This is a genomic window from Caballeronia sp. KNU42 (genome assembly GCF_053760385.1).
On sequence record NZ_CM132388.1, the window covers coordinates 89,179 to 108,126 of the forward strand.

General features: G+C 62.4%; 16 protein-coding genes. 6 read left to right on the top strand and 10 right to left on the bottom strand.

Translation table 11 applies throughout. From position 1 onward, the window contains the following. Positions 1-101 precede the first annotated feature (101 nt). The 6 genes from ACSOSP_RS00345 to msbA all read left to right on the top strand — a co-directional run bounded on the left by ACSOSP_RS00345 (position 102) and on the right by msbA (position 7,937). The gene (locus ACSOSP_RS00345) at positions 102-1,199 is read left to right on the top strand and encodes a glycosyltransferase (protein WP_455308923.1); all 1,098 of its coding nucleotides are present in this window, start codon (positions 102-104) and stop codon (positions 1,197-1,199) included. After that, positions 1,196-2,044, top strand: a complete 849-nt coding sequence (locus ACSOSP_RS00350; protein WP_455308924.1) for a polysaccharide deacetylase family protein — start codon at positions 1,196-1,198, stop codon at positions 2,042-2,044. Before ACSOSP_RS00345 ends, ACSOSP_RS00350 begins: the two co-directional genes overlap by 4 nt. Positions 2,045-2,134: 90 nt before the next feature. Beyond that, on the top strand, positions 2,135-3,415 hold the full coding sequence (locus tag ACSOSP_RS00355) for a nucleotide sugar dehydrogenase (RefSeq protein ID WP_455308926.1): 1,281 nt from the start codon (positions 2,135-2,137) through the stop codon (positions 3,413-3,415). A gap of 90 nt (positions 3,416-3,505) precedes the next feature. After that, entirely contained in the window at positions 3,506-4,642 is a 1,137-nt protein-coding gene (locus ACSOSP_RS00360) for a glycosyltransferase family 9 protein (RefSeq protein WP_455308927.1), read from the top strand. After that, positions 4,639-5,928, top strand: coding sequence for an O-antigen ligase family protein (locus ACSOSP_RS00365; protein ID WP_455308928.1), 1,290 nt, complete (start codon positions 4,639-4,641; stop codon positions 5,926-5,928). Before ACSOSP_RS00360 ends, ACSOSP_RS00365 begins: the two co-directional genes overlap by 4 nt. A 290-nt stretch (positions 5,929-6,218) precedes the next feature. Further along, positions 6,219-7,937, top strand: a complete 1,719-nt coding sequence (gene msbA / locus ACSOSP_RS00370; protein WP_455311045.1) for a lipid A export permease/ATP-binding protein MsbA — start codon at positions 6,219-6,221, stop codon at positions 7,935-7,937. Positions 7,938-8,125: 188 nt separating this feature from the next. On the opposite strand, the gene ACSOSP_RS00375 is transcribed toward msbA, so the two are convergent. The 10 genes from ACSOSP_RS00375 to hemF form a co-directional block, all read right to left on the bottom strand. Further along, positions 8,126-8,764, bottom strand: a complete 639-nt coding sequence (locus ACSOSP_RS00375; protein ID WP_455308929.1) for a VC0807 family protein — start codon at positions 8,762-8,764, stop codon at positions 8,126-8,128. Positions 8,765-8,841: 77 nt separating this feature from the next. Next, the gene (locus ACSOSP_RS00380; RefSeq protein ID WP_455308930.1) at positions 8,842-9,144 is read right to left on the bottom strand and encodes a hypothetical protein; all 303 of its coding nucleotides are present in this window, start codon (positions 9,142-9,144) and stop codon (positions 8,842-8,844) included. Positions 9,145-9,248: 104 nt separating this feature from the next. Then, on the bottom strand, positions 9,249-12,461 hold the full coding sequence (locus ACSOSP_RS00385) for a multidrug efflux RND transporter permease subunit (protein WP_455308932.1): 3,213 nt from the start codon (positions 12,459-12,461) through the stop codon (positions 9,249-9,251). A gap of 484 nt (positions 12,462-12,945) precedes the next feature. Beyond that, the gene (locus ACSOSP_RS00390) at positions 12,946-13,275 is read right to left on the bottom strand and encodes a hypothetical protein (protein ID WP_455308933.1); all 330 of its coding nucleotides are present in this window, start codon (positions 13,273-13,275) and stop codon (positions 12,946-12,948) included. Positions 13,276-14,011: 736 nt separating this feature from the next. Further along, positions 14,012-15,481, bottom strand: a complete 1,470-nt coding sequence (rng, locus tag ACSOSP_RS00395) for a ribonuclease G (protein ID WP_455308935.1) — start codon at positions 15,479-15,481, stop codon at positions 14,012-14,014. A 7-nt stretch (positions 15,482-15,488) separates the two neighbouring features. After that, positions 15,489-16,109 carry a Maf family protein gene (locus tag ACSOSP_RS00400; protein WP_455308936.1) on the bottom strand — a complete coding sequence of 207 codons (621 nt, stop codon included), beginning with the start codon at positions 16,107-16,109 and terminating at the stop codon, positions 15,489-15,491. Between the two features lie 68 nt (positions 16,110-16,177). After that, positions 16,178-16,648 carry a 23S rRNA (pseudouridine(1915)-N(3))-methyltransferase RlmH gene (rlmH, locus tag ACSOSP_RS00405; protein WP_455308937.1) on the bottom strand — a complete coding sequence of 157 codons (471 nt, stop codon included), beginning with the start codon at positions 16,646-16,648 and terminating at the stop codon, positions 16,178-16,180. An 83-nt stretch (positions 16,649-16,731) separates the two neighbouring features. Then, positions 16,732-17,169, bottom strand: a complete 438-nt coding sequence (gene rsfS, locus ACSOSP_RS00410; RefSeq protein ID WP_455308938.1) for a ribosome silencing factor — start codon at positions 17,167-17,169, stop codon at positions 16,732-16,734. Positions 17,170-17,185: 16 nt separating this feature from the next. Continuing rightward, the gene (locus ACSOSP_RS00415; protein WP_455311046.1) at positions 17,186-17,911 is read right to left on the bottom strand and encodes a nicotinate-nucleotide adenylyltransferase; all 726 of its coding nucleotides are present in this window, start codon (positions 17,909-17,911) and stop codon (positions 17,186-17,188) included. A 67-nt stretch (positions 17,912-17,978) separates the two neighbouring features. Next, a complete protein-coding gene (gene hemF / locus ACSOSP_RS00420; RefSeq protein ID WP_455308939.1) occupies positions 17,979-18,902 on the bottom strand; it encodes an oxygen-dependent coproporphyrinogen oxidase in 924 nt (307 codons plus the stop codon). Positions 18,903-18,948 lie beyond the last annotated feature (46 nt).

An 18,948-nucleotide genomic window follows, 5' to 3' on the forward strand; every position in this document is an offset into this window, starting at 1 on the left:
AAGCGCATGAAGCGCACGAAACACGGGGCTGTGACCCGGAAACCAATGTCGGCGCCATTTCCATAGAAACTATCAAGATTTACTCGGAGTTCGCCATAGTAATGAAACCGCTGAGAATTTTGCACAGCGAATCGTCCAACGGCTGGGGCGGTCAGGAACATCGGACGTTCAAGGAAATGCTCGCGCTGCGCGAACGCGGTCATTCGCTCGAACTCGTGTGCGTGCCGGGTGCGCGGCTCGGCGAGCGCCTTGCCGCGGAAGGTTTTACGGTCCACACCACGACCATGCGTTCGGGCGCGGACGTCAGCGCGGTCGCGCACATGCGGCGCATTCTCAAGCAAGGCCGCTTCGATGTGCTAAACACCCACAGCGGCCGGGACAGCCTGCTCGGCGGCGCGGCGGCGCGGCTCGCGGGCACGCCGCTGATCGTGCGGACCCGGCATCTGGCGCTCGCCATCACGTCGCGGGCGACCTATACCTGGCTGCCGCACAAGGTGGTGGCGGTGAGCCAGTCGGTGATGCGTTACCTGGTGTCCGAGGGTGTGCCGCAGAAGGATATCGTCACGATCTACACGGGCATCGTCAAGGCGCAGTCCGTGAGCCGCGCGAGCTCCACGTTGCGTGCGGAACTGGGTCTCGGCGAGGGCGCCGTGATCGCGGGGACGGTAGCGATCATGCGCGACAAAAAGGGGCATCCCGACCTGATCCGGATCGCGAAGCCGTTGATCGACCAGCGGCCGAACCTGCACTTCGTCTTCGCCGGCGACGGTCCGCTCTTCGACGAAATTCAGGCGAACGTGCAGGCGCAAGGTCTTGCCGGTCACATCCATTTGCTCGGCCTGCGCCGCGATATCCCGAACGTCCTGGCGGGCTTTGACCTGTTCGTGCTGCCGACCCATCAGGAGGCGCTGGGCACGTCGTTCATCGAGGCAATGGCGGCAGGCCTTCCGGTGATCGGCACGGCGGTGGACGGCGTGCCGGAAGTGATCGATGACGGCGTGAACGGCCTGCTCGTGTCCGCGCACGACGACCCTGCGCTGGCTGCTGCAATGCTGCGCCTGGTCGACGCGCCGGACGAACGCCGCCGGATGGGCGCGGCCGGTTTGCGGACCACGCAGACGCGCTTTTCCGTCGATACCATGGCGAGCGAAATGGTCGCGTTTTACCGAAGCGGCCTGAGCGAGCGGGGTGTCGCATGAACAGGCCGCTGAGCACGAAACTGAACACGGCGCGCTCGGTGCCCGTGCTGATGTATCACCACGTGAGTCCGGCGGCGGGTGCGGTGACGGTGTCGCCCGAGCATTTCGCGGATCAGATGGCCATGCTCGCGCGCGAGGGGTACACCACGCTCGGCGCGCGGGCGTTCAGCGAGTACCTGGCTGGCAAGCGCGTGCCGGCGAAGTCGGTCGTGCTCACCTTCGACGACGGTTATCTCGATAACTGGGTTCACGCGCATCCGGTGCTCGCCGAGCACGGTTTTACGGCGCTCGGATTCCTTGTGTCGGGCTGGGTGACGAGCGGCCCTGTGCGCCCGAACGCGGCGGACTCGACATCCGCCGACAACTTGCCGAACCTGCTGGGCCACTCGGCGGCGAAGGCGGCCATCGAGGCCGGTGAGACCGACCGGGCCGTCATGCGGTGGTCGGAAATCGATGCAATGCGTCAAGCCGGGACCTTCGAGTTTCACAGCCACACGCACACGCATATTCGCTGGGACCGCGTGAGCGCGAATGCAGCCGCCAAACGCGCGAGTCTGCGGGACGACCTGCTGCAGGCCCGGGCGGCACTCGCCCGGCATCTCGGGGACGTATCGGATCATCTGTGCTGGCCGCAAGGCTACTTCGATACGGACTACGTGGAAGAAGCGCACGCGGCGGGTTTTCGCCATCTGTACACCGTTGAGCCCGGTACGAACCGGCGTCACGGCGATCCAGCGCGCATCTTGCGCCTGGACGTGCGCGACAAGCCGGCCGCGTGGCTGAAAAGCCGTCTGTGGGTGCATAGCCGGCCGCTTCTCAGCCGCCTTTACCTGAAGGTCAAATGACGGCGTGCCGGTGGTTTGCACGTCGCCTGCTGAGTCACCGGGAGCGACCTACGGGCGTGCCCGTCTTGATAATTCTGAGTACTTCTTACCATGCATGATCGCTACATTTCTGTTATTGGCCTGGGCTATGTGGGTTTGCCGGTCGCCATCGCTTTCGGCCTGCAACGCCGCACGATCGGTTTCGATACCAGCCCGGGCCGGCTCGCCGATCTGCGCGCAGGCCTCGATCGCAACGGCGAAACGAGCCGCGAGGAACTGGCCGCGGCCAGCCTTGAACTGACCGATAGCATCGAGGTGCTTCGGCAAGCCAATTTTCATATTGTCGCGGTCCCTACGCCCATCAGTTCGGGCGCGCAGCCGGACCTGATGCCGGTGAAGCAGGCGTCCGGGACGGTCGGCCGGGCGCTCAAACGCGGCGACGTGGTGGTGTACGAATCGACGGTCTATCCGGGCGTCACCGAGGAAATCTGTATCCCGATCCTCGAGCGTGAATCGGGCCTCAAGCTGGGCATCGATTTCACGGTGGGCTACAGTCCGGAGCGCATCAATCCCGGCGACAAGCAGCACACGTTTCACAACATTGTGAAGATCGTGTCCGGTTCGGATGCCGCAACGCTTGATCTCGTGGCGAAGGTCTATGGCTCGGTGGTGATGGCCGGTGTGTACCGCGCCAGTTCGATCAAGGTGGCCGAGGCCGCGAAGGTCATCGAGAACACGCAGCGCGACCTGAATATTGCGCTGATGAACGAAGCGGCCATCATCTTTGATTACCTCGATATCGACACGCGCGAAGTCCTGGACGCCGCCGGCACCAAGTGGAACTTCCTGGATTTCACGCCGGGACTGGTGGGCGGACACTGCATCGGCGTGGATCCGTACTATCTGACGCACAAGGCGCAGGTGTCCGGTTATACGCCCCAGGTGATCCTGGCCGGGCGGCGCGTGAACGACGGCATGGGCCGCTTCGTAGCCGATCGCGCCGTCAAGACGCTGATCCGGACCGGGCGCGCGCCGCTGCGTGCCAAGGCGACGGTGCTTGGGCTGACGTTCAAGGAAAACTGTCCGGATTTGCGCAATTCGAAAGTGATCGATATCGTGCATCACCTGCAAGACTACGGGCTCGAGGTTCAGCTTCACGATCCGCTCGCGGATGCCGTGGAAGCCTTCGATGAATACGGCGTGACGCTGACGGGTTTCGACGCGCTGGAACCCGCCGACCTGATCGTGCTGGCGGTTGCGCATCGCGAGTTCCTGATGAAGCCGGACGCGTTGCTGGCGCTGGCGAAACCCGGCGCCGTGTTCGCCGATGTCAAGTCGAGCCTGCCGCTTGATACCATCAGCGCGGCCGGCCTCGTAGTGTGGCGTTTATAGCAACTCGGTAACAACTTGGAATACCCGGAAATTCGGGGCTCACCGCGACCAACCGGCATAATCTGGATTTCACGTAGGAACGCCACCCGAATGAGCCGACTTTCCGGACGCGTGCGCATCTTCGCTCGCGCGTTGCCCCGGCTGGCGTTGAAGCCGCTGCGCCGCAAGCCGCAAGCCTTGAAGCGCATCCTGATTGCGCATCACTTGCTGCTCGGCGACACGCTGCTGCTCACGCCGCTCGTCGCGAAGCTTCGCGCGCAATATCCTGACGCGCAAATCGTGCTGACCTGTCCCAAGCCGATCGTGCCGCTCTATGCAGGCCGGCCGTTTGGACTCAACGTCATTGCGTTCGACCCGCGTGACTTCCGCTCGGTCAATGCGGTGCTGCGTTCGGGACCCTATGATCTTGGCATCGTGGCGGGCGACAATCGGCACGCGTGGCTTGCATTGGGGGCCGGGTGCCGCTGGATCATCGGACACGCTGGGGACACACCGGCCTGGAAAAACGTGCCGCTTGACGAGACCGTGCCGTATCCCGACGCGCCCGCGGCATGGGCCGACCTCGCTGCTGAACTGGTGGCCGGGCCGCCGCCGCGGCCGTATCGGCTGACCGATTGGCCGGCGCCTGCACCCGCCGTGTTTTCAGAACCCGACGCGCGTGCATTGCGAAGTCCTTACGTGGTCTTACATCCGGGCGCGAGCACCGAGGTCAAACGCTGGCCCGATGACCGCTGGAAAGCACTGGCGGCGTTCGTCGAAGCACGGGGTTTTACGCCTGTGTGGAGTGGCGGACCGAGCGAGACGGCGCTGATCGATGCAATTGATCCCGACCGCCGCTATCCAAATTTCGCAGGCCGGATCGACCTGGGACAGGTGTGGCATCTCTTCTCCGGGGCACGGGCGATCGTCTGTCCGGACACGGGCGTGGCGCACCTCGGGCGTCTGACCGGTGTGCCGACGATTACCTTGTTCGGCCCCGGTAACGCGTTGATACACGGCGCGGGGAATTACTGGCGCGATGCACCGTTCATGCCGGTTACTATCGCGGACATGCCGTGCCGCGATGAACCGAATATCTTCAGACGGCACGTGGCCTGGGCTCGCCGCTGTGACCGCAATACGACGACCTGCGTCGCGTGGCGCGGTGACCATGCGGACTGCATGGGATTTATTTCGCTTGAGGTCGTCTGCAACACCTTGCAGGCGGTCCTTCCGGGAGTGCAATGACGAAGACGTGCAAGCAGGTGGAACGCGTTCTGTGGGTGGCGTGTCCAGTGATTATGTTTGTCGCGATGTTTGCCCATATGACCGCGCTCGAGAACATGGCGCTGGTGCTGGTGGGTGTCGGCACGCTCGCCGCGGCTTGTTCGCCGGCGCGGCCGTCGCCGCTGCACTGGCCGCTGCTATGGCCTATCGTGGTCTGGAGTGCGTGGGCGCTGGCATCGGTCTCGTGGTCGCCGTATCCGCACGACAGCATGCACGCCTGGCTCGATGAAGTGCTGTATCCGCTGGTGTCGTTCTTCGCGTTCTGGCTGATCGGCACGCGCACGGCCACACCTGAGCGGATGGTGCTGATCAACTGGGTGGCCTGCGTGCTGCTGGCAGCCGGCAGCCTGTATTACTGGGGCCGTTTGCAGCCGCCCACGAACCCCGCCGACATCCTTCTCCACTATTACAACCGCGTCGGCCACACGAGCACACTCGTCATCTTTTCGATGACGCTCTTCACCGGCCTGATGCTGAATCGCCGCTGGTGGCCGATCGGCCTGAGCGGGCTCGTGCTGGCGCTGGTCATCGGGCTCGCGACGCTCAACCGTTTCTTCTGGCCCGCTGCGGCCGTGACGCTCGTCGTTGCGTGCTACCCGCTGTACCGCAAGCACCTCGTCATCGCAGGCGTGTGCATTGCGGTAATCTGCGTGGCGGCACTCGGTACGCTCGAATTGAGCGCGCGGCTTCGTTACGGCCATGCCATGCCGAAGCCCGCTGCACGGGAGCTGAGGATGGGTGGCGACCAGGTGTATCTACCTCAGGCGCTGTCGGGGATTGGTGATGTCATGTCTTCCGATACCCGTCCCAAACTGTGGGCGTTCTACGGCCGGGAAGGTGAGTCGCATACCTGGACGGGCATTGGTTTCGGCAAGCCGTTGCCGGGACGGGTATTTCAGAACGAAATACCGCCTGCGTTGCTGGAGACGGAACCGCAGGCGCTAACCCATGCGCACAACCTGTTCTTGAATACCTGGCTGGAAACGGGAATCGTGGGCGTGGTGCTGGAGGCCGCTCTGCTGATTGCGTTGATCCGCCGCTTCTGGCGGCTGCGGCATGTGGTGCCCTGGCTGAGCGCGGCGGGCATGGCGCTCGTCATCGGCATGATTGCCAAGAATTTCACCGACGACTTCATGTGGCAGACCACCGCGCTCGCCTTTTGGTGTTTTTCAGGGCTCCTGCTCGGTCGCGGCGAGCGCCTGGCGGGGAGGGTTGCGCCGGCGCGAGGGGCTTTATCGCAGCAGTAGGGCAGGACTTTCAAGCGCGCTGCGGCGCTCGCCCGGCCAAGCCTCTTAATGAGACAAAGGGGGCCGGCGCATTACAATAGCGGTTTGTTGCGATGGCTTGCCGTGTCGGCGGGATCCAGCGCGCTCAGAGCCGCCCGGGCGCAGGTTCAGTCCTGCGCCGCCCGCCGTCCGATCCACGCATCCACGCATTCACGCATCCACGTATTCATGATTAGGGACACCTTTTGAGTCAGAAGCCAACCTTGAGCAAGACGATCGGCAGCGGGGACACCACGTCGCCGGCCGCCGTGATGAACCGGCTCTGGCCGTACATCCGGCCCCTGATCTGGATTGTTGCGCTCGGCCTTATCGCCATGGGTTTCGTCGCCGCGAGCGAGGCGGGAATTCCCATGCTGCTCAAGCCCCTGCTTGATCACGGCTTTGGCGCGAAAGGCAGCTCGGACGCCAAGTGGATCGTGCCGGCCGCCGTCGTCGGGCTCGCGGTCGTGCGGGGCGGCGCGCAATACGCATCGGGCTACTTGCTCGCATATGTCACGAACAAGATCCTGCTGCAGCTGCGCCTGAAGATGTTCGACCGGATGATTCACACCAGCGCCGGTTTCTTCCAGCGGGAAACAGCCAGCACGATCATCAACGCCATCGTGTTCGAGGTGAACCAGATCCTCAACGTGCTCCAGAGCGTGGTCGTCACGCTCGTGCGCGATTCGCTGACTGTCATATTCCTGCTCGGGTACCTGTTCATCCTCAACTGGCGCCTGACGCTGGTGATCGCGGTGATCCTGCCGGCTATCGGCTGGCTCGTGAGCAAGATCAACCGGCGGCTGCGGCGGCTCAACCGCGAGTCGCAGTTGCTGACGAACGAACTGTCGTACATCGTGGAAGAGACCGTTGGCGGGTACAAGGTCGTCAAGGTTCACAACGGGCAGCGCTACGAAAACGACCGTTTCACCGAAATGAGCAATCGCCTGCGCGGTTACCAGATGCGCATGACGGTGTCCGGCGGTCTCGCGCAGCCGCTCACGCAGTTTTTGGCATCGATTGCACTGGCCATCGTGATCACCATCGCCGTCGTGCAGTCGGCGAACGACCAGACGACCGTCGGCGGTTTCGTGGCGTTCGTCACCTCCATGTTGCTGGTGATTTCGCCCCTCAAGCACCTGATCGATATCAACCAGCCGCTGCAGCGCGGCATGACGGCGGCGGAACTGATCTTCGGTCTGATCGATGAACCCGCCGAGCCTGAAGGCGGCGGGCGGCCGCTCGAGCGCGCCAGCGGCGCGGTGGAGTTCCGCGAGGTGTCGTTCAGTTATGGAACGACCGGGACACCAACGCTCGACGCGATCTCGTTCAAGATCGCCCCAGGCGAAATGGTGGCGCTGGCCGGCGCGTCGGGAAGCGGCAAGACCACGCTGGTCAACTTGCTGCCGCGTTTCTTCGATCCCGCCAGCGGCGCGGTGCTGGTCGATGGCGTGCCGCTCCCCGAGTACAGCCTGCACGATCTGCGCGGACAAATGGCGATGGTGAGCCAGGACGTGGTGCTCTTCAACGACACGATCGCGGCCAACGTCGCGTATGGCCAGACGCCGGATCGCGAGCGGGTGATGGCGGCGCTGGCTGCGGCGAATCTCGCCGATGTCGTCGCGGCCATGCCCGAGGGCGTGGACACGCGCGTGGGCGGCAACGGCATGCGCTTGTCGGGCGGGCAGCGGCAGCGGTTGGCCATTGCGCGGGCGATCTACAAGGACGCGCCTATTCTCATTCTCGACGAGGCCACCTCAGCGCTCGATTCCGAGTCTGAACGGCACGTGCAGCAAGCCTTGGAAACGCTGATGAAGGGGCGCACGACGCTCGTGATTGCGCACCGCCTTTCGACCATCGAACGGGCCGACCGGATCCTGGTGATGGATGCCGGAAAAATTGCCGAGCACGGCAGCCACGCCGAATTGTTGCGCCAGAACGGGCTGTACGCGAACCTTCACCGGATCCAGTATCAGCAGCAAGCGGCCTGAAGCTTTTTCGATTTAATCGATGCGCGCCGCTGGCCGTTACGGCCAGCGGCGCGTTTTGTTTTGGGAAGCGTGGAGGAGCCGGTTGTGTGCTGTGCGGTGAATCGTGTTCCAGTAGAGCCAGGGATGGATGGCAACGCGACGATCGGCAGGCTAGTGAACCGGCGATCGCATTGATGCAACCCTTGGTGTCATGGACGTGCCGCTACGGCAGGCGCAGCCGTAGCCCGTCTCTGCATCTTCTTGCGATACATAAACGTCCACACGGTGAGCGCGCCATAAATGGCGTATCCGATGAACGGCGAAACGACCAGGAACCGCTCGACCGGCCAGTGCCAGGCCAGCCAGCTTCGCAGCGCATTTTCGCCCGTCAGGCCGAGTCCCCAGACGGCTGTCATCAGACGGACCGATCGACGCAGCCCAGGCCGCTCATTCCACATCGCTTCGAAGCGTGCCGCGCCGCCTTCTTCTTTACGCGCGACCGTTGCCCGGGCGAGATAAAAGGTGAGCGGACGCCGCATCGCGAGGGACAGCAGGAACACCAAGCCGATAGCACCCGAGGCCATCGATTCACGCATCAACAGCAGCCGTGGACTGCCGCCAAGCGCCATCAGCACGATGGACAGCGCGATGCCGAGCAGGACCACGAGACTGAGGGCATCGACGCGACGGGTTCTCGCGAACTCTACGAGGCTCCAAACGACAGGGGGCACCGCCGACGCGTACAGCGCACCGAGTTCGCCCCAATGCGGCAACGCGAGCCGATACGCCAGCCACGGCAGGACGAGATTGACTGCGAGCTCAACGACAACACTTGCTCGAATCTTCATGACTTCATGACTTCATGTCGAAGGGGGACCGGGGAAGGGAAGAGCAAGCACTAAGGAAACCATGACGCGAGCGATCCTCATTGCGTGAACACGGACACGACAATCGCCAGCCACAGCGCGCCCACGCCACCCAGAAACGCATGACGGGCGACACGCAGGCGGAATTCATCGTCGGGACGTTCTGTTGGGGACGTGGCGAGCCAGGGCACCAGACCGAGACACGCGAAACCGGCGAGCGCCAGCAGGGCGACGGAGATATCGCCGGAATGCCAATGCGAGCCCTCGTGGATACCCCAGTAACCGAGGAACACGATGCCGATGGAAAACACCGTCGATGCGGCCGAACTGAGTGCCTGGACCGATCCCGCTGGAAATTGCATGAACTGCCTCCGGATACGCGTGAAAGCACGCGCGATGCCGCCATGATAGGGGAATCGGATCGGCGGGACGGGGAGGCTGCGCCGCGCGCGAATTCATGCCCTCGCTATCCTTCCTGCGAGCCTTGAACGTCCCCACGCGGCGGCTCGGACTCGACGACGTTTGCCGTGACCTTCTCCCGTGTCATCGACTTCACCCGGTCTTGGATAAACCTCTGCCCCGACACGACGATATAAAACGCCAGCGGCGTGAACACCAGCCCCAGCACGGTCGCCGTAATGGCACCGCCGAATACGCCGGTCCCGATCGATCGCCGGCTCTCCGCCCCGGCGCCGCTCGACACGAGCAACGGCACGACACCCAGCAAAAACGCCGCCGATGTCATCACGATCGGCCGAAAACGTGCACTCGCCGCCGCGACAATTGCGTCCTTCAACGGCGCGCCATCGGCGTATAGCGTGCGCGCGAACTGCACGATCAGGATCGCGTTTTTCGCCGATAACCCAATCACCGTGATCATGCCGACCTTGAAGTAGACATCGTTGGGCATCCCGCGCAGAAGCATCGCGATCACTGCGCCGATCACGCCAAGCGGCACGATGGTGAGCACCGCGAGCGGGATGGTCCAGCTCTCGTAAAGCGCCGCGAGCGCCATGAACACGGCCAGGAGTGACAGCCCGATCAGTATCGGCGTGAGGCGGGCGGCACGCGTCTCTTCAAGCGCCGTATCGGTCCAGTCGTAACCCACGCCCACCGGCAGCGCCTGCGCGAGCCGCTCCATGGCGGCCATCGCCGCGCCGGAACTCGTGCCGTTGGCCGGACGGCCGCTGACATCGAGTGAAGGCGAACCGTTGTAGCGCGTGAGGACGGTTGGACCGGTCGTCCAGTGCAGCGACGCTACGGACGACAACGGCACCATCTGCCCCGCGGCGTTACGCACCGAAAGGTTCATAAGACTGTCCTCGGTCATGCGCGACGGCGCGTCGGCGGCGACCATCACGCGGCGCATGCGGCCGCCCGAAGGGAAGTCGTCGATATACGACGAGCCGAAGGTATTCCCCAGCGCGTCGCCGATCTTGTCGAACGAGACGCCCAGCGCATAAGCCTTCGCGCGATCGACGTCCAGCACGATGCGCGGCGCGTCCGGCAACGCTTCGGAGTGGACATCGGCGAAAGCGGGATTGTTACGGGCCTGCTCGAAGAGCTGTTCGCGCGCGGCGGTTAGCGCTGCAATGCCGATGCCGCCCCGATCTTCCAGCCGCATCACGAACCCTTCCGAATGGCCCATGCCGGGCACTGACGGTGGCATCTGGGCAGCCACTTCGCCGTCCATGATCTTCGAGAACGAGCGGTTCAGCGTGTCGCGCAGCGTGGCGGCGTCGGTATCGCGCGCCGACCACTCCTTCAAATCGACGAAACACATGGCCACGTTCTGGCCGCTGCCCTGGAAACTCCAGCCGACCACGCTCGTCACGTTCGCCACCGCCGGTTCGCGTTTCAGGATCGCTTCCGCCTGTTCGACGACCGCGAGCGTGCGTGCCTGCGTGGCGCCCGCCGGCAACTGCACCATCACCTGAAGCTGCGCCTGGTCTTCCTGGGGCAAGAAGCCGCCCGGCATATGCAGGTAGAGCGCCGCACACGCACCGGCCAGCAGGAGATACACCGCGAACACGGGACCCGCGCGACGCAGCACGCGCGCCACGAGTCCGCGATATTTCCGCGAGGTCCAGTCGAAGGCCGCTGTAAAGCCGAACGAGCGTTTGCTGGAGGCATGTGAATCATGCGATCCGTGAGCGCCACGGCGCAACGCACTTCGCGGCGGTGCTTTCAGCAGGTTCGCGCACAGCGCCGGCGTCAGCGAAAGGGCCGTGAACGCGGACACGAGAATCGACGCGATCATCGCTACCGTGAACTGCCGGTAAATCCCGCCGACGCTGCCGGGGAAGAACGCCATCGGCACGAACACGGCGGTCAGCACAGCAGTAATGCCGACGATCGCGCTGCCCATCTGCTGCATCGCCCGGCGGGTGGCCGCGCGTGGCGCAAGACCCTCTTCGCGCATCACGCGATCGACGTTCTCGACGACGACAATAGCGTCGTCGACCAGGATCCCGATTGCCAGAACCATCGCGAACATGGTGAACACGTTGATCGACATGCCGAGCACATAAAGCGCAAGCAACGCGCCCGTCAATGCAACCGGAATGACCACGGTGGGCACCAGCGCATAACGCAAGTCGCGCAGGAATAGCCACATGACCAGGAACACCAGCAGCACGGCTTCGAACAGCGTCAGTGCCACCTCGTGCAGCGCGACGTGGACGAACTTGGAGCTGTCGAACGGGATCTCCACGGCCACGCCCGGCGGCAGGCTGCGCGACAGTTCCGCAAGCTTCGCGCGGATCGCAGCGGAGGTTTCCATCGCGTTGCCTTGCGGCGAGAGCCGGATACCGACCGTTGCCGCGGGCTTGCCGTTCAGCCGCGAAAACGACGCGTAGCTGTCGCGGCCCAGTTCGACCCGGGCGACATCCTTCAGCCGAACGGCCGATCCATCCGCGCGCGCCTTCAGCACGATCTCGCCGAATTCAGCCGGCGAGATCAACTGCCCCCTGACCGTGACCGATGCCGTCAGTTGCTGACCCGTGACGAACGGCACGTCGCCGAGCGTGCCGGCCGTGACCGTCGCGTTTTGCGCCGCGATGGCCTGGGTTACATCGGCGGCGGCGAGGTTGAATTCGCGCAGCTTCATCGGATCGATCCAGACCCGCAACGCTTCTCCGGCATCCCACAATTCGGCTGAGCCGACGCCCGGCGCACGCTTCAAGTCGCGCAGCATATATCGGTTGACGTAGTCGCTCAGTTCCACGGAATCGCGATGGTCGTCGGTGGACGTGAGCGCGACGAGCATCAGGAACGTGCCGGTCGACTTGAAGACCGTGATCCCTTGCTGCACGACTTGTTGCGGCAGCCGCGACTCGATCTGCTTCATCCGGTTCTGCACATCGACCATGGCGATGTCCGGATTCGTGCCCGCCGAAAACGTGGCGGCAATCTCGAGTTCGCCCAGGCTGTCGCTGGTGGTTTCGTAGTATTGCAAGCCTTCGGCGCCGTCCAGGCTTTCTTCGATCACGCTCGCGACGGTGTTGTCCACGCTTTCCGGGGACGCGCCCGGATACATCGCGGCAATCACGATGCGCGGCGGGGTCAGCCGTGGATACTGCGAGACAGGCAGGAAGGGCGTGACGAATGCCCCCGCCACAAAAATGGCGAGGGCAACAATCCACGCGAAGACCGGACGATCGATGAAAAAAGACGGCACGCGAGTCCTGACGATTCAATGAGGTTGAACGAAGTTGAATGAAGGCTAGGCTACCGGGATTTGCCGATCTTCATCGGGAGCGGTCGCAGCCGGGATGCCGCGCCGTTCCCGCGAGGACCCGCGAAGTAATCATTGATCCGGGATTACGCCAATCTTGCGTGGCGATCGTTGTACTGAGACCGTTGCGTCGGATAAGCGAGCTTTGAAGATTGCGACGATGGGCTTTTGTGTTGCGTTCACCCACGCGTCAGCGCAGTGATATTAAAAACATAAAATAGTCGTGTCCAGTCTTATTAAGAGCGGCTTTTGAGATCGCGTTTTTATTGTGGTCTCGATGAATACGTAATTTGGATATTGGAAGACGACGAGATTATGCTTTTAAAGCATGGACTATTATCGGATGTGATATTCGGCAACGCCTGTTGCGGGACATCGACAGGCTGTTCGGGCGGCCTGTCGAAGCCGGCTCAGCCACAACCCGTCATCAACCGAAGCGCGAGGTCTTGCTCGAAGCCGTTTGCTCGAGCATCGAGATGACCGCATCTATATGGCCTATGCGCTTGCGTTGCGCCGGCATGAGGCTCATCGACAATACGGAATCAACACGGCTTCGCCAATAGGATAAAGACAGCCCGTGACTGGATGCAATTTGGTTGATTATCTGTTCCAGATGCGCAAGATCGGTTTCTATGAGCCGGTGATTCATTGTGTTCCCCAGAAGCGCCGTTTTTTTACGGTCGCTGGTTTTTGCCGTCCGGTTCAACGCTTTTATATTCGTTGTAGAAGCCGGCACGGCCTGGTGCTTCAGTAACATACGGCTCTGGCAAGTTAGAGAAGAGCCGCTTCGCCGTTGCACTGGTCAATGCCCGGCTCGCAGGGATATCAGCATGAGTCGTGCCACACTCCGATGCGCTACGGGGAAACGCTAACGGCCCTTTGCCGGCAACGGTAGCGAGCGACGGGAAGCAGGTGGAAAGCAACGAGTGGCCATCACGCGCCTATCGACGTTACGCCGCACGACGTTACGTTTGTTCCTCGGGGGCGTATGTGGATGCAGAGTCGAACGGCGAGCAGACGCTTGAAGCGGCGGCGCAGCAAAAGCAAGCCGTTGTCTCTGGACGTTTGGACTATCGGCGAGCCTGGACAGGCGTAACAGGAAGAATGTAAAACAATCGATTGTAATTTTTTGCAATGCAACGGCGGTGAAGGTTTGGTGTCAACTATGCATCAGGTACAGCCTATTCACTTCGGAGCCAAATATGCAAGAAATCTCACAGTCTATCGAGTCCAAACAGACTGTTTCAACCGATCAATCCGCGTCTGTCATGTTGCACCAGATCGAATCCGCCCTGACGTACATGATTCGTTGTGCGTACACGGAGCAGGTGCCTTTTGTGAGCGAGGACGTGATTCAGCTACGTCAAAAGATCCGCGGCTTGATAACGGTTCCGGGGAGCGCGTCGTAGCTTCGGATTGGGGTGAAGCGATTCAGGTTGAATGCCGGCGCGCTGATTGTCAGGTGGCCGGATTCGTTATCGGCTACATCAGGACTACATCAGGACAATATCGTACTGCTCCTGACTCAGATTCGACTCCACCTGCAGCGAAACCGGCTTGCCGATAAAGTCCATCAGCATGGCCAGATGCTGCGATTCTTCTTCGAGAAACAAATCGATTACCTGCTGCGACGCCACCACGCGAAACTCGCGCGGATTGAACTGACGCGACTCCCGCATGATCTCGCGCAGCACGTCATAACACACCGTGCGCGGCGTCTTTACCTGGCCTTTGCCATCGCAGGTTGGACACGGTTCGCACAACACATGCGCGAGAGACTCACGCGTGCGCTTGCGCGTCATCTCGACCAACCCTAACTGCGAGAACCCGTTCACCGTCACCCGCGTCCGATCCCGAGACAACGCCTTCTTCAACTCGCCAAGCACCTGATCGCGATGCTCGACGTTCTCCATATCGATGAAATCGATAATGATGATCCCGCCAAGATTCCTCAACCGCAGTTGCCGTGCAATGGTGTGCGCGGCTTCAAGATTGGTTTTAAAGATCGTATCGTCGAAATTACGGGCACCTACATAACCGCCCGTATTCACGTCGATAGTCGTCATTGCCTCGGTCTGGTCGATCATCAGGTAACCGCCTGACTTCAGATCGACCCGGCGTGACAACGCGCGCTGAATCTCGGCTTCAATGTTGTACAGGTCGTACAGCGGCCGCTCGCCCGCGTAGTGATGCACGCGTGACGCCACGGCCGGCGTGAACTCGCTCGCGAAGTCCGCGAGCATTTGATACGTCTCGCGCGAATCGACCTGAATACGCGATGTCTCGTCATTGACGAAATCGCGTAACACTCGCTGGGCAAGATTGAGATCCTGATGCAGCAGCGAGGTCGGCGCCACGCGCTGCGCCTGCGCGACGATCGTCGTCCACGTCTTGCGCAAATAAGCGACGTCGGCCGCCAGTTCTTCACTCGATGCATCTTCCGCGATCGTCCGGACGATGTACCCACCTTTTTCATCGACAGGAAGAACGGCCGTGAGCCGTGCCCGGATGGCCTCGCGCTCGGCCTCGCTGGCAATCTTCTGCGAGATCCCAATATGCGGTTCCTGCGGCAGATAAACCAGCGTTCGCCCCGCGATACTCACCTGAGTTGAAAGCCGTGCGCCCTTGGTGCCAATAGGATCCTTGACCACCTGCACCATCAGCGCCTGGCCTTCGAACACAATCTTTTCGATGGGCGTATGCGGCGCGTTCGAATGCGTTTCGCCGGCAATCCGCGGATGCCAGATGTCCGCTACGTGCAGGAACGCCGCGCGCTCGAGCCCGATATCGATAAAGGCCGACTGCATGCCGGGCAGCACGCGCACGACCTTGCCGAGATAGACATTGCCGACCCGTCCGCGCGACAACGTGCGCTCGACGTGAAGCTCTTGCACCGCGCCTTGCTGAACGAGGGCAACGCGGGTTTCCTGCGGTGTGACGTTGATCAGGATTTCTTCGTTCATGGACTGTTTAGAAGTCGACGCGCGCCACGCGCAGGAGTGCTGCTGTTTCGAAAAGAGGCAGGCCCATGATACCCGAATAGGACCCTTCGATCCGTTCGATAAACGCCGCCGCACGTCCCTGAACGCCATATGCACCGGCCTTTCCGAGCGGTTCGCCGGTGACCGCATAACGCTGCAGTGCAGCACGTTCGACAGCGGCGAACTGTACAAGCGAACGCGACAGAACAGGCGGGAGCAGAACGCCGTCGGCATTAACAACGGCAAGCGCTGTCAGCACCTCATGATCGCGCCCGGATAGCCGTTCGAGCATCTCGACGGCATGGTCCGCGTTGTCGGGCTTGCCCATGATCGCGCCATCGAGCGTGACGGTCGTATCTGCAACCAGGATGGGCGCCGCGGCATGCGCGCCCTTCAGGCGGCGTGCGTAGGCCGCTTGCGCCTTTGCTGCGCAAACACGCAGGACATAGGCGTCGGCTGCCTCGCCGGGCAGCTCGGCTTCGAGCGCTTCAGCGTCTTCATCGGGACGCGGCAGCAGCAACTCGAAGCGAACGCCGAGTTGCTGCAACAGTTCTTGCCGCCGGGGACTTTGCGACGCGAGATAAACAAAAGGGAAACTGGACGATGGCATGTTCGGGATCTTGGATGTCACGCGCCGGCAAGCCCCAAGCGCGGTCGTTCAACGCCCGATGACACGCCTCAAGCGCGATGATAGGGATGGTTCTGCGTGATGCTCCACGCGCGATAAAGCTGTTCGGCCAGCAGCACGCGGACCATGCCGTGCGGCAGCGTGAGACTCGACACACGCAGCAGGACTTCGGCGCGCGCCTTGACTTGCGGGTCGAGACCATCGGCGCCGCCAATCACGAACGCTACATCGCGGCCTTCCTGTTGCCAGTCCGGCAATGCGCCGGCGAGTTGCATGGTGGTCCAGTCGCGGCCGCGTTCGTCGAGCGCGACAAGCCGCGCATTCTTGGGCAGCGCAGACTCGATTCGCAGGCGTTCGGCGGCCATCACGCTCTCGGCGTTACGTCCCGATGAACGCTGTTCGGGCTTGATCTCGCGCAACTCGATACGCAGCTCGGGCGGCATGCGTTTCGCATACTCGTCGAAGCCGGTCGCGATCCAGTCGGGCATCTTGTGGCCGACCGCAAGGATATGAAGTTTCATGGCGACATTAAAACGCGCGACGCCCGCGCTACACCCGCGCTTTTATCGCGGCAGACAGCGCGTCGAACGCTTTCCGGCCAGTGTCAGCGGCGCGTGGTCTTGCGGGCCGGCTTGGCGGCGGGCTCGTCGTCTTCGTCGTCCGGCGCGCTTACTTGTGCGCCGCTGAAGCCACCCGAGCTTTGCAGCTTGACGCGCACGGGTTTGTCGCCCCAGACCTCTTCGAGGTTGTAGTACTGGCGCAGCGCCGGTTGCAGGATGTGGACGACCGCGTCGCCGCAATCGACCAGCACCCATTCGCCGACTTCTTCGCCTTCGGTGCTGATGACGTCGCCGCCCAGCCCCTTGACCTTGTCGCGCACGCTGTTGGCGAGCGCCTTGGTCTGACGATTCGACGTGCCGCTCGCGACGATGACACGGTCGAAGAGGGCGGTCAGGTGCGAGGTGTTGAACACCTTGATGTCCTGCGCCTTGACGTCTTCGAGACCGTCGATGATCGCGCGTTGAAGCTTTGTGATTTCCATATTTTTACCGATGGTTTTACCGATGATACAAGTGGTGATGAACAATATAGTCCCATACGGCGGACGGTACATGACTCTCGGCGTCTATCTCGCCCGCCGCGTGCGCCCGCAGCCGTTCGCCCAGCTGCTCGCGGATTTCAGTAGCCGACACTTCCAGCTCCAGCGCCGAATCGATCAGCAGGTGGCCGTGCGGCGTGGCTTGCAGCACCTCAGCCGGGGCGCTGCGCGCAGCAATTTCTGCGGCAACGGCGGGAGAAACCGTTGCGACGTCAAAGCCTGCGCGGGTTTCCACACACACGTGCGCAAATTCAAACAGGCGTTTCCAGTCGCGCCATGAATCCAGGTGCACGAGCTGATCGGCGCCGATCAACAGTGACAGCGACGCGTCCGCACCTTCACGCGCGCGCCAGCGAGCCAGCGTCTCCACGGTATAGGTCGGGCCGTCGTGATCGATTTCATCGGTGGCGACAATGACCTGCAAGCCTTCCGCATGTAGCGAATCGGCTGCCGCGCGGGTCATGGCCAGCCGGTGATGCGCCGCGGTGACATCCTTTTTCTGCCACGGCTGGCCGGCCGGCAGCAGCACGAGTTCGGTCAGGTCGAGCAACTCGGCGAAACGGCGCGCAAGGGCCAGGTGCGCGTCGTGAATCGGGTCGAACGTGCCGCCCAGCAAACCGACGCGTCGAGCGCAAGGGAGGTTCGATTTCAGTGGACGATCCTCTTCGGGGACAGATTGCACCAGGGGCCGCGATCAGGTCTCATAGCCTGCAGCTTTCTTGCGGCTTCTTTATGCTGCAGTCGCAGTTCTTTTATAGCCACTCTCGCGCCACCAGGAAATCCGAGTAAAGCCGAGCTTCCGGCGTACCCGGCTCCGGCTTCCAGTCGTAGCGCCACGTCACGGCCGGCGGCATCGACATCAGGATGGATTCCGTACGCCCGCCGCTTTGCAGCCCGAACAGGGTGCCGCGGTCGAACACGAGGTTGAATTCCACGTACCGGCCGCGCCGGTATGTCTGGAATTCACGCTGCGCTTCGCTATAAGGCGTGTCGCGCCGGCGTTCGATGATCGGCAGATACGCGGCCAGGAAACTGTCCCCGACGCTGCGCACCATGGCGAACGATTCGTCGAAACCGGGTTCCGAGACGTCATCGAAGAAAATTCCGCCGATCCCACGCGCTTCATTGCGATGCTTGAGATAAAAATACTCGTCGCACCATTTCTTGTAGCGCGGGTACAGATCCCTGCCGAAGGGTGCCAGTGCATCCCGGCAGACGCCGTGAAAATGCCGCGCGTCTTCCTCGTAGCCGTAGTAAGGCGTGAGGTCCATGCCGCCGCCGAACCAGAACAGCGGCGCTTCGCCCGCTTTTGTCGCGATCAGCAGGCGCACGTTCATGTGCACGGTAGGGCAGTGCGGATTGCGCGGATGCATGACGAGCGACACGCCCATGGCCTCGAAACCACGCCCGGCAAGTTGCGGACGCGCGGCGCTCGCGGAGGCTGGCAAAGCGTCACCGGCTACATCGGAGAAACCGATGCCGCCACGTTCGAAAAACTGGCCGCCCTCAAGAATCCGCGTGCTGCCGCCCCCTCGCAACCGTTCTTCCGGGCCGCGCTGCCAGGAATCGATGAGAAATTCGTGGCCGTCGAACGCGCCAAGCGTCTGCGCGATCTGCTCTTGCAAACCGGTCAGATAAGTGCGGACAGCTTGTACGTCGTAGGTTGGAGCGGTCATCGTGGACTGTTTTTACGGCTAGGGGAAAAGAGCCCGGAGCGGGCGA

What these genes read in the sequence shown, in the direction of transcription:
- ACSOSP_RS00360 (WP_455308927.1), top strand. Translation starts at nt 3,506, where the DNA reads ATGAGCCGACTTTCCGGACGCGTGCGCATCTTCGCTCGCGCGTTGCCC.
- ACSOSP_RS00355 (WP_455308926.1), top strand. Translation starts at nt 2,135, where the DNA reads ATGCATGATCGCTACATTTCTGTTATTGGCCTGGGCTATGTGGGTTTG.
- ACSOSP_RS00390 (WP_455308933.1), bottom strand. Translation starts at nt 13,275, where the DNA reads ATGTTACTGAAGCACCAGGCCGTGCCGGCTTCTACAACGAATATAAAA.
- rlmH (WP_455308937.1), bottom strand. Translation starts at nt 16,648, where the DNA reads ATGAAACTTCATATCCTTGCGGTCGGCCACAAGATGCCCGACTGGATC.
- ACSOSP_RS00350 (WP_455308924.1), top strand. Translation starts at nt 1,196, where the DNA reads ATGAACAGGCCGCTGAGCACGAAACTGAACACGGCGCGCTCGGTGCCC.
- rsfS (WP_455308938.1), bottom strand. Translation starts at nt 17,169, where the DNA reads ATGGAAATCACAAAGCTTCAACGCGCGATCATCGACGGTCTCGAAGAC.
- ACSOSP_RS00365 (WP_455308928.1), top strand. Translation starts at nt 4,639, where the DNA reads ATGACGAAGACGTGCAAGCAGGTGGAACGCGTTCTGTGGGTGGCGTGT.
- ACSOSP_RS00375 (WP_455308929.1), bottom strand. Translation starts at nt 8,764, where the DNA reads ATGAAGATTCGAGCAAGTGTTGTCGTTGAGCTCGCAGTCAATCTCGTC.
- msbA (WP_455311045.1), top strand. Translation starts at nt 6,219, where the DNA reads ATGAACCGGCTCTGGCCGTACATCCGGCCCCTGATCTGGATTGTTGCG.
- ACSOSP_RS00400 (WP_455308936.1), bottom strand. Translation starts at nt 16,109, where the DNA reads ATGCCATCGTCCAGTTTCCCTTTTGTTTATCTCGCGTCGCAAAGTCCC.
- hemF (WP_455308939.1), bottom strand. Translation starts at nt 18,902, where the DNA reads ATGACCGCTCCAACCTACGACGTACAAGCTGTCCGCACTTATCTGACC.
- ACSOSP_RS00345 (WP_455308923.1), top strand. Translation starts at nt 102, where the DNA reads ATGAAACCGCTGAGAATTTTGCACAGCGAATCGTCCAACGGCTGGGGC.
- rng (WP_455308935.1), bottom strand. Translation starts at nt 15,481, where the DNA reads ATGAACGAAGAAATCCTGATCAACGTCACACCGCAGGAAACCCGCGTT.
- ACSOSP_RS00380 (WP_455308930.1), bottom strand. Translation starts at nt 9,144, where the DNA reads ATGCAATTTCCAGCGGGATCGGTCCAGGCACTCAGTTCGGCCGCATCG.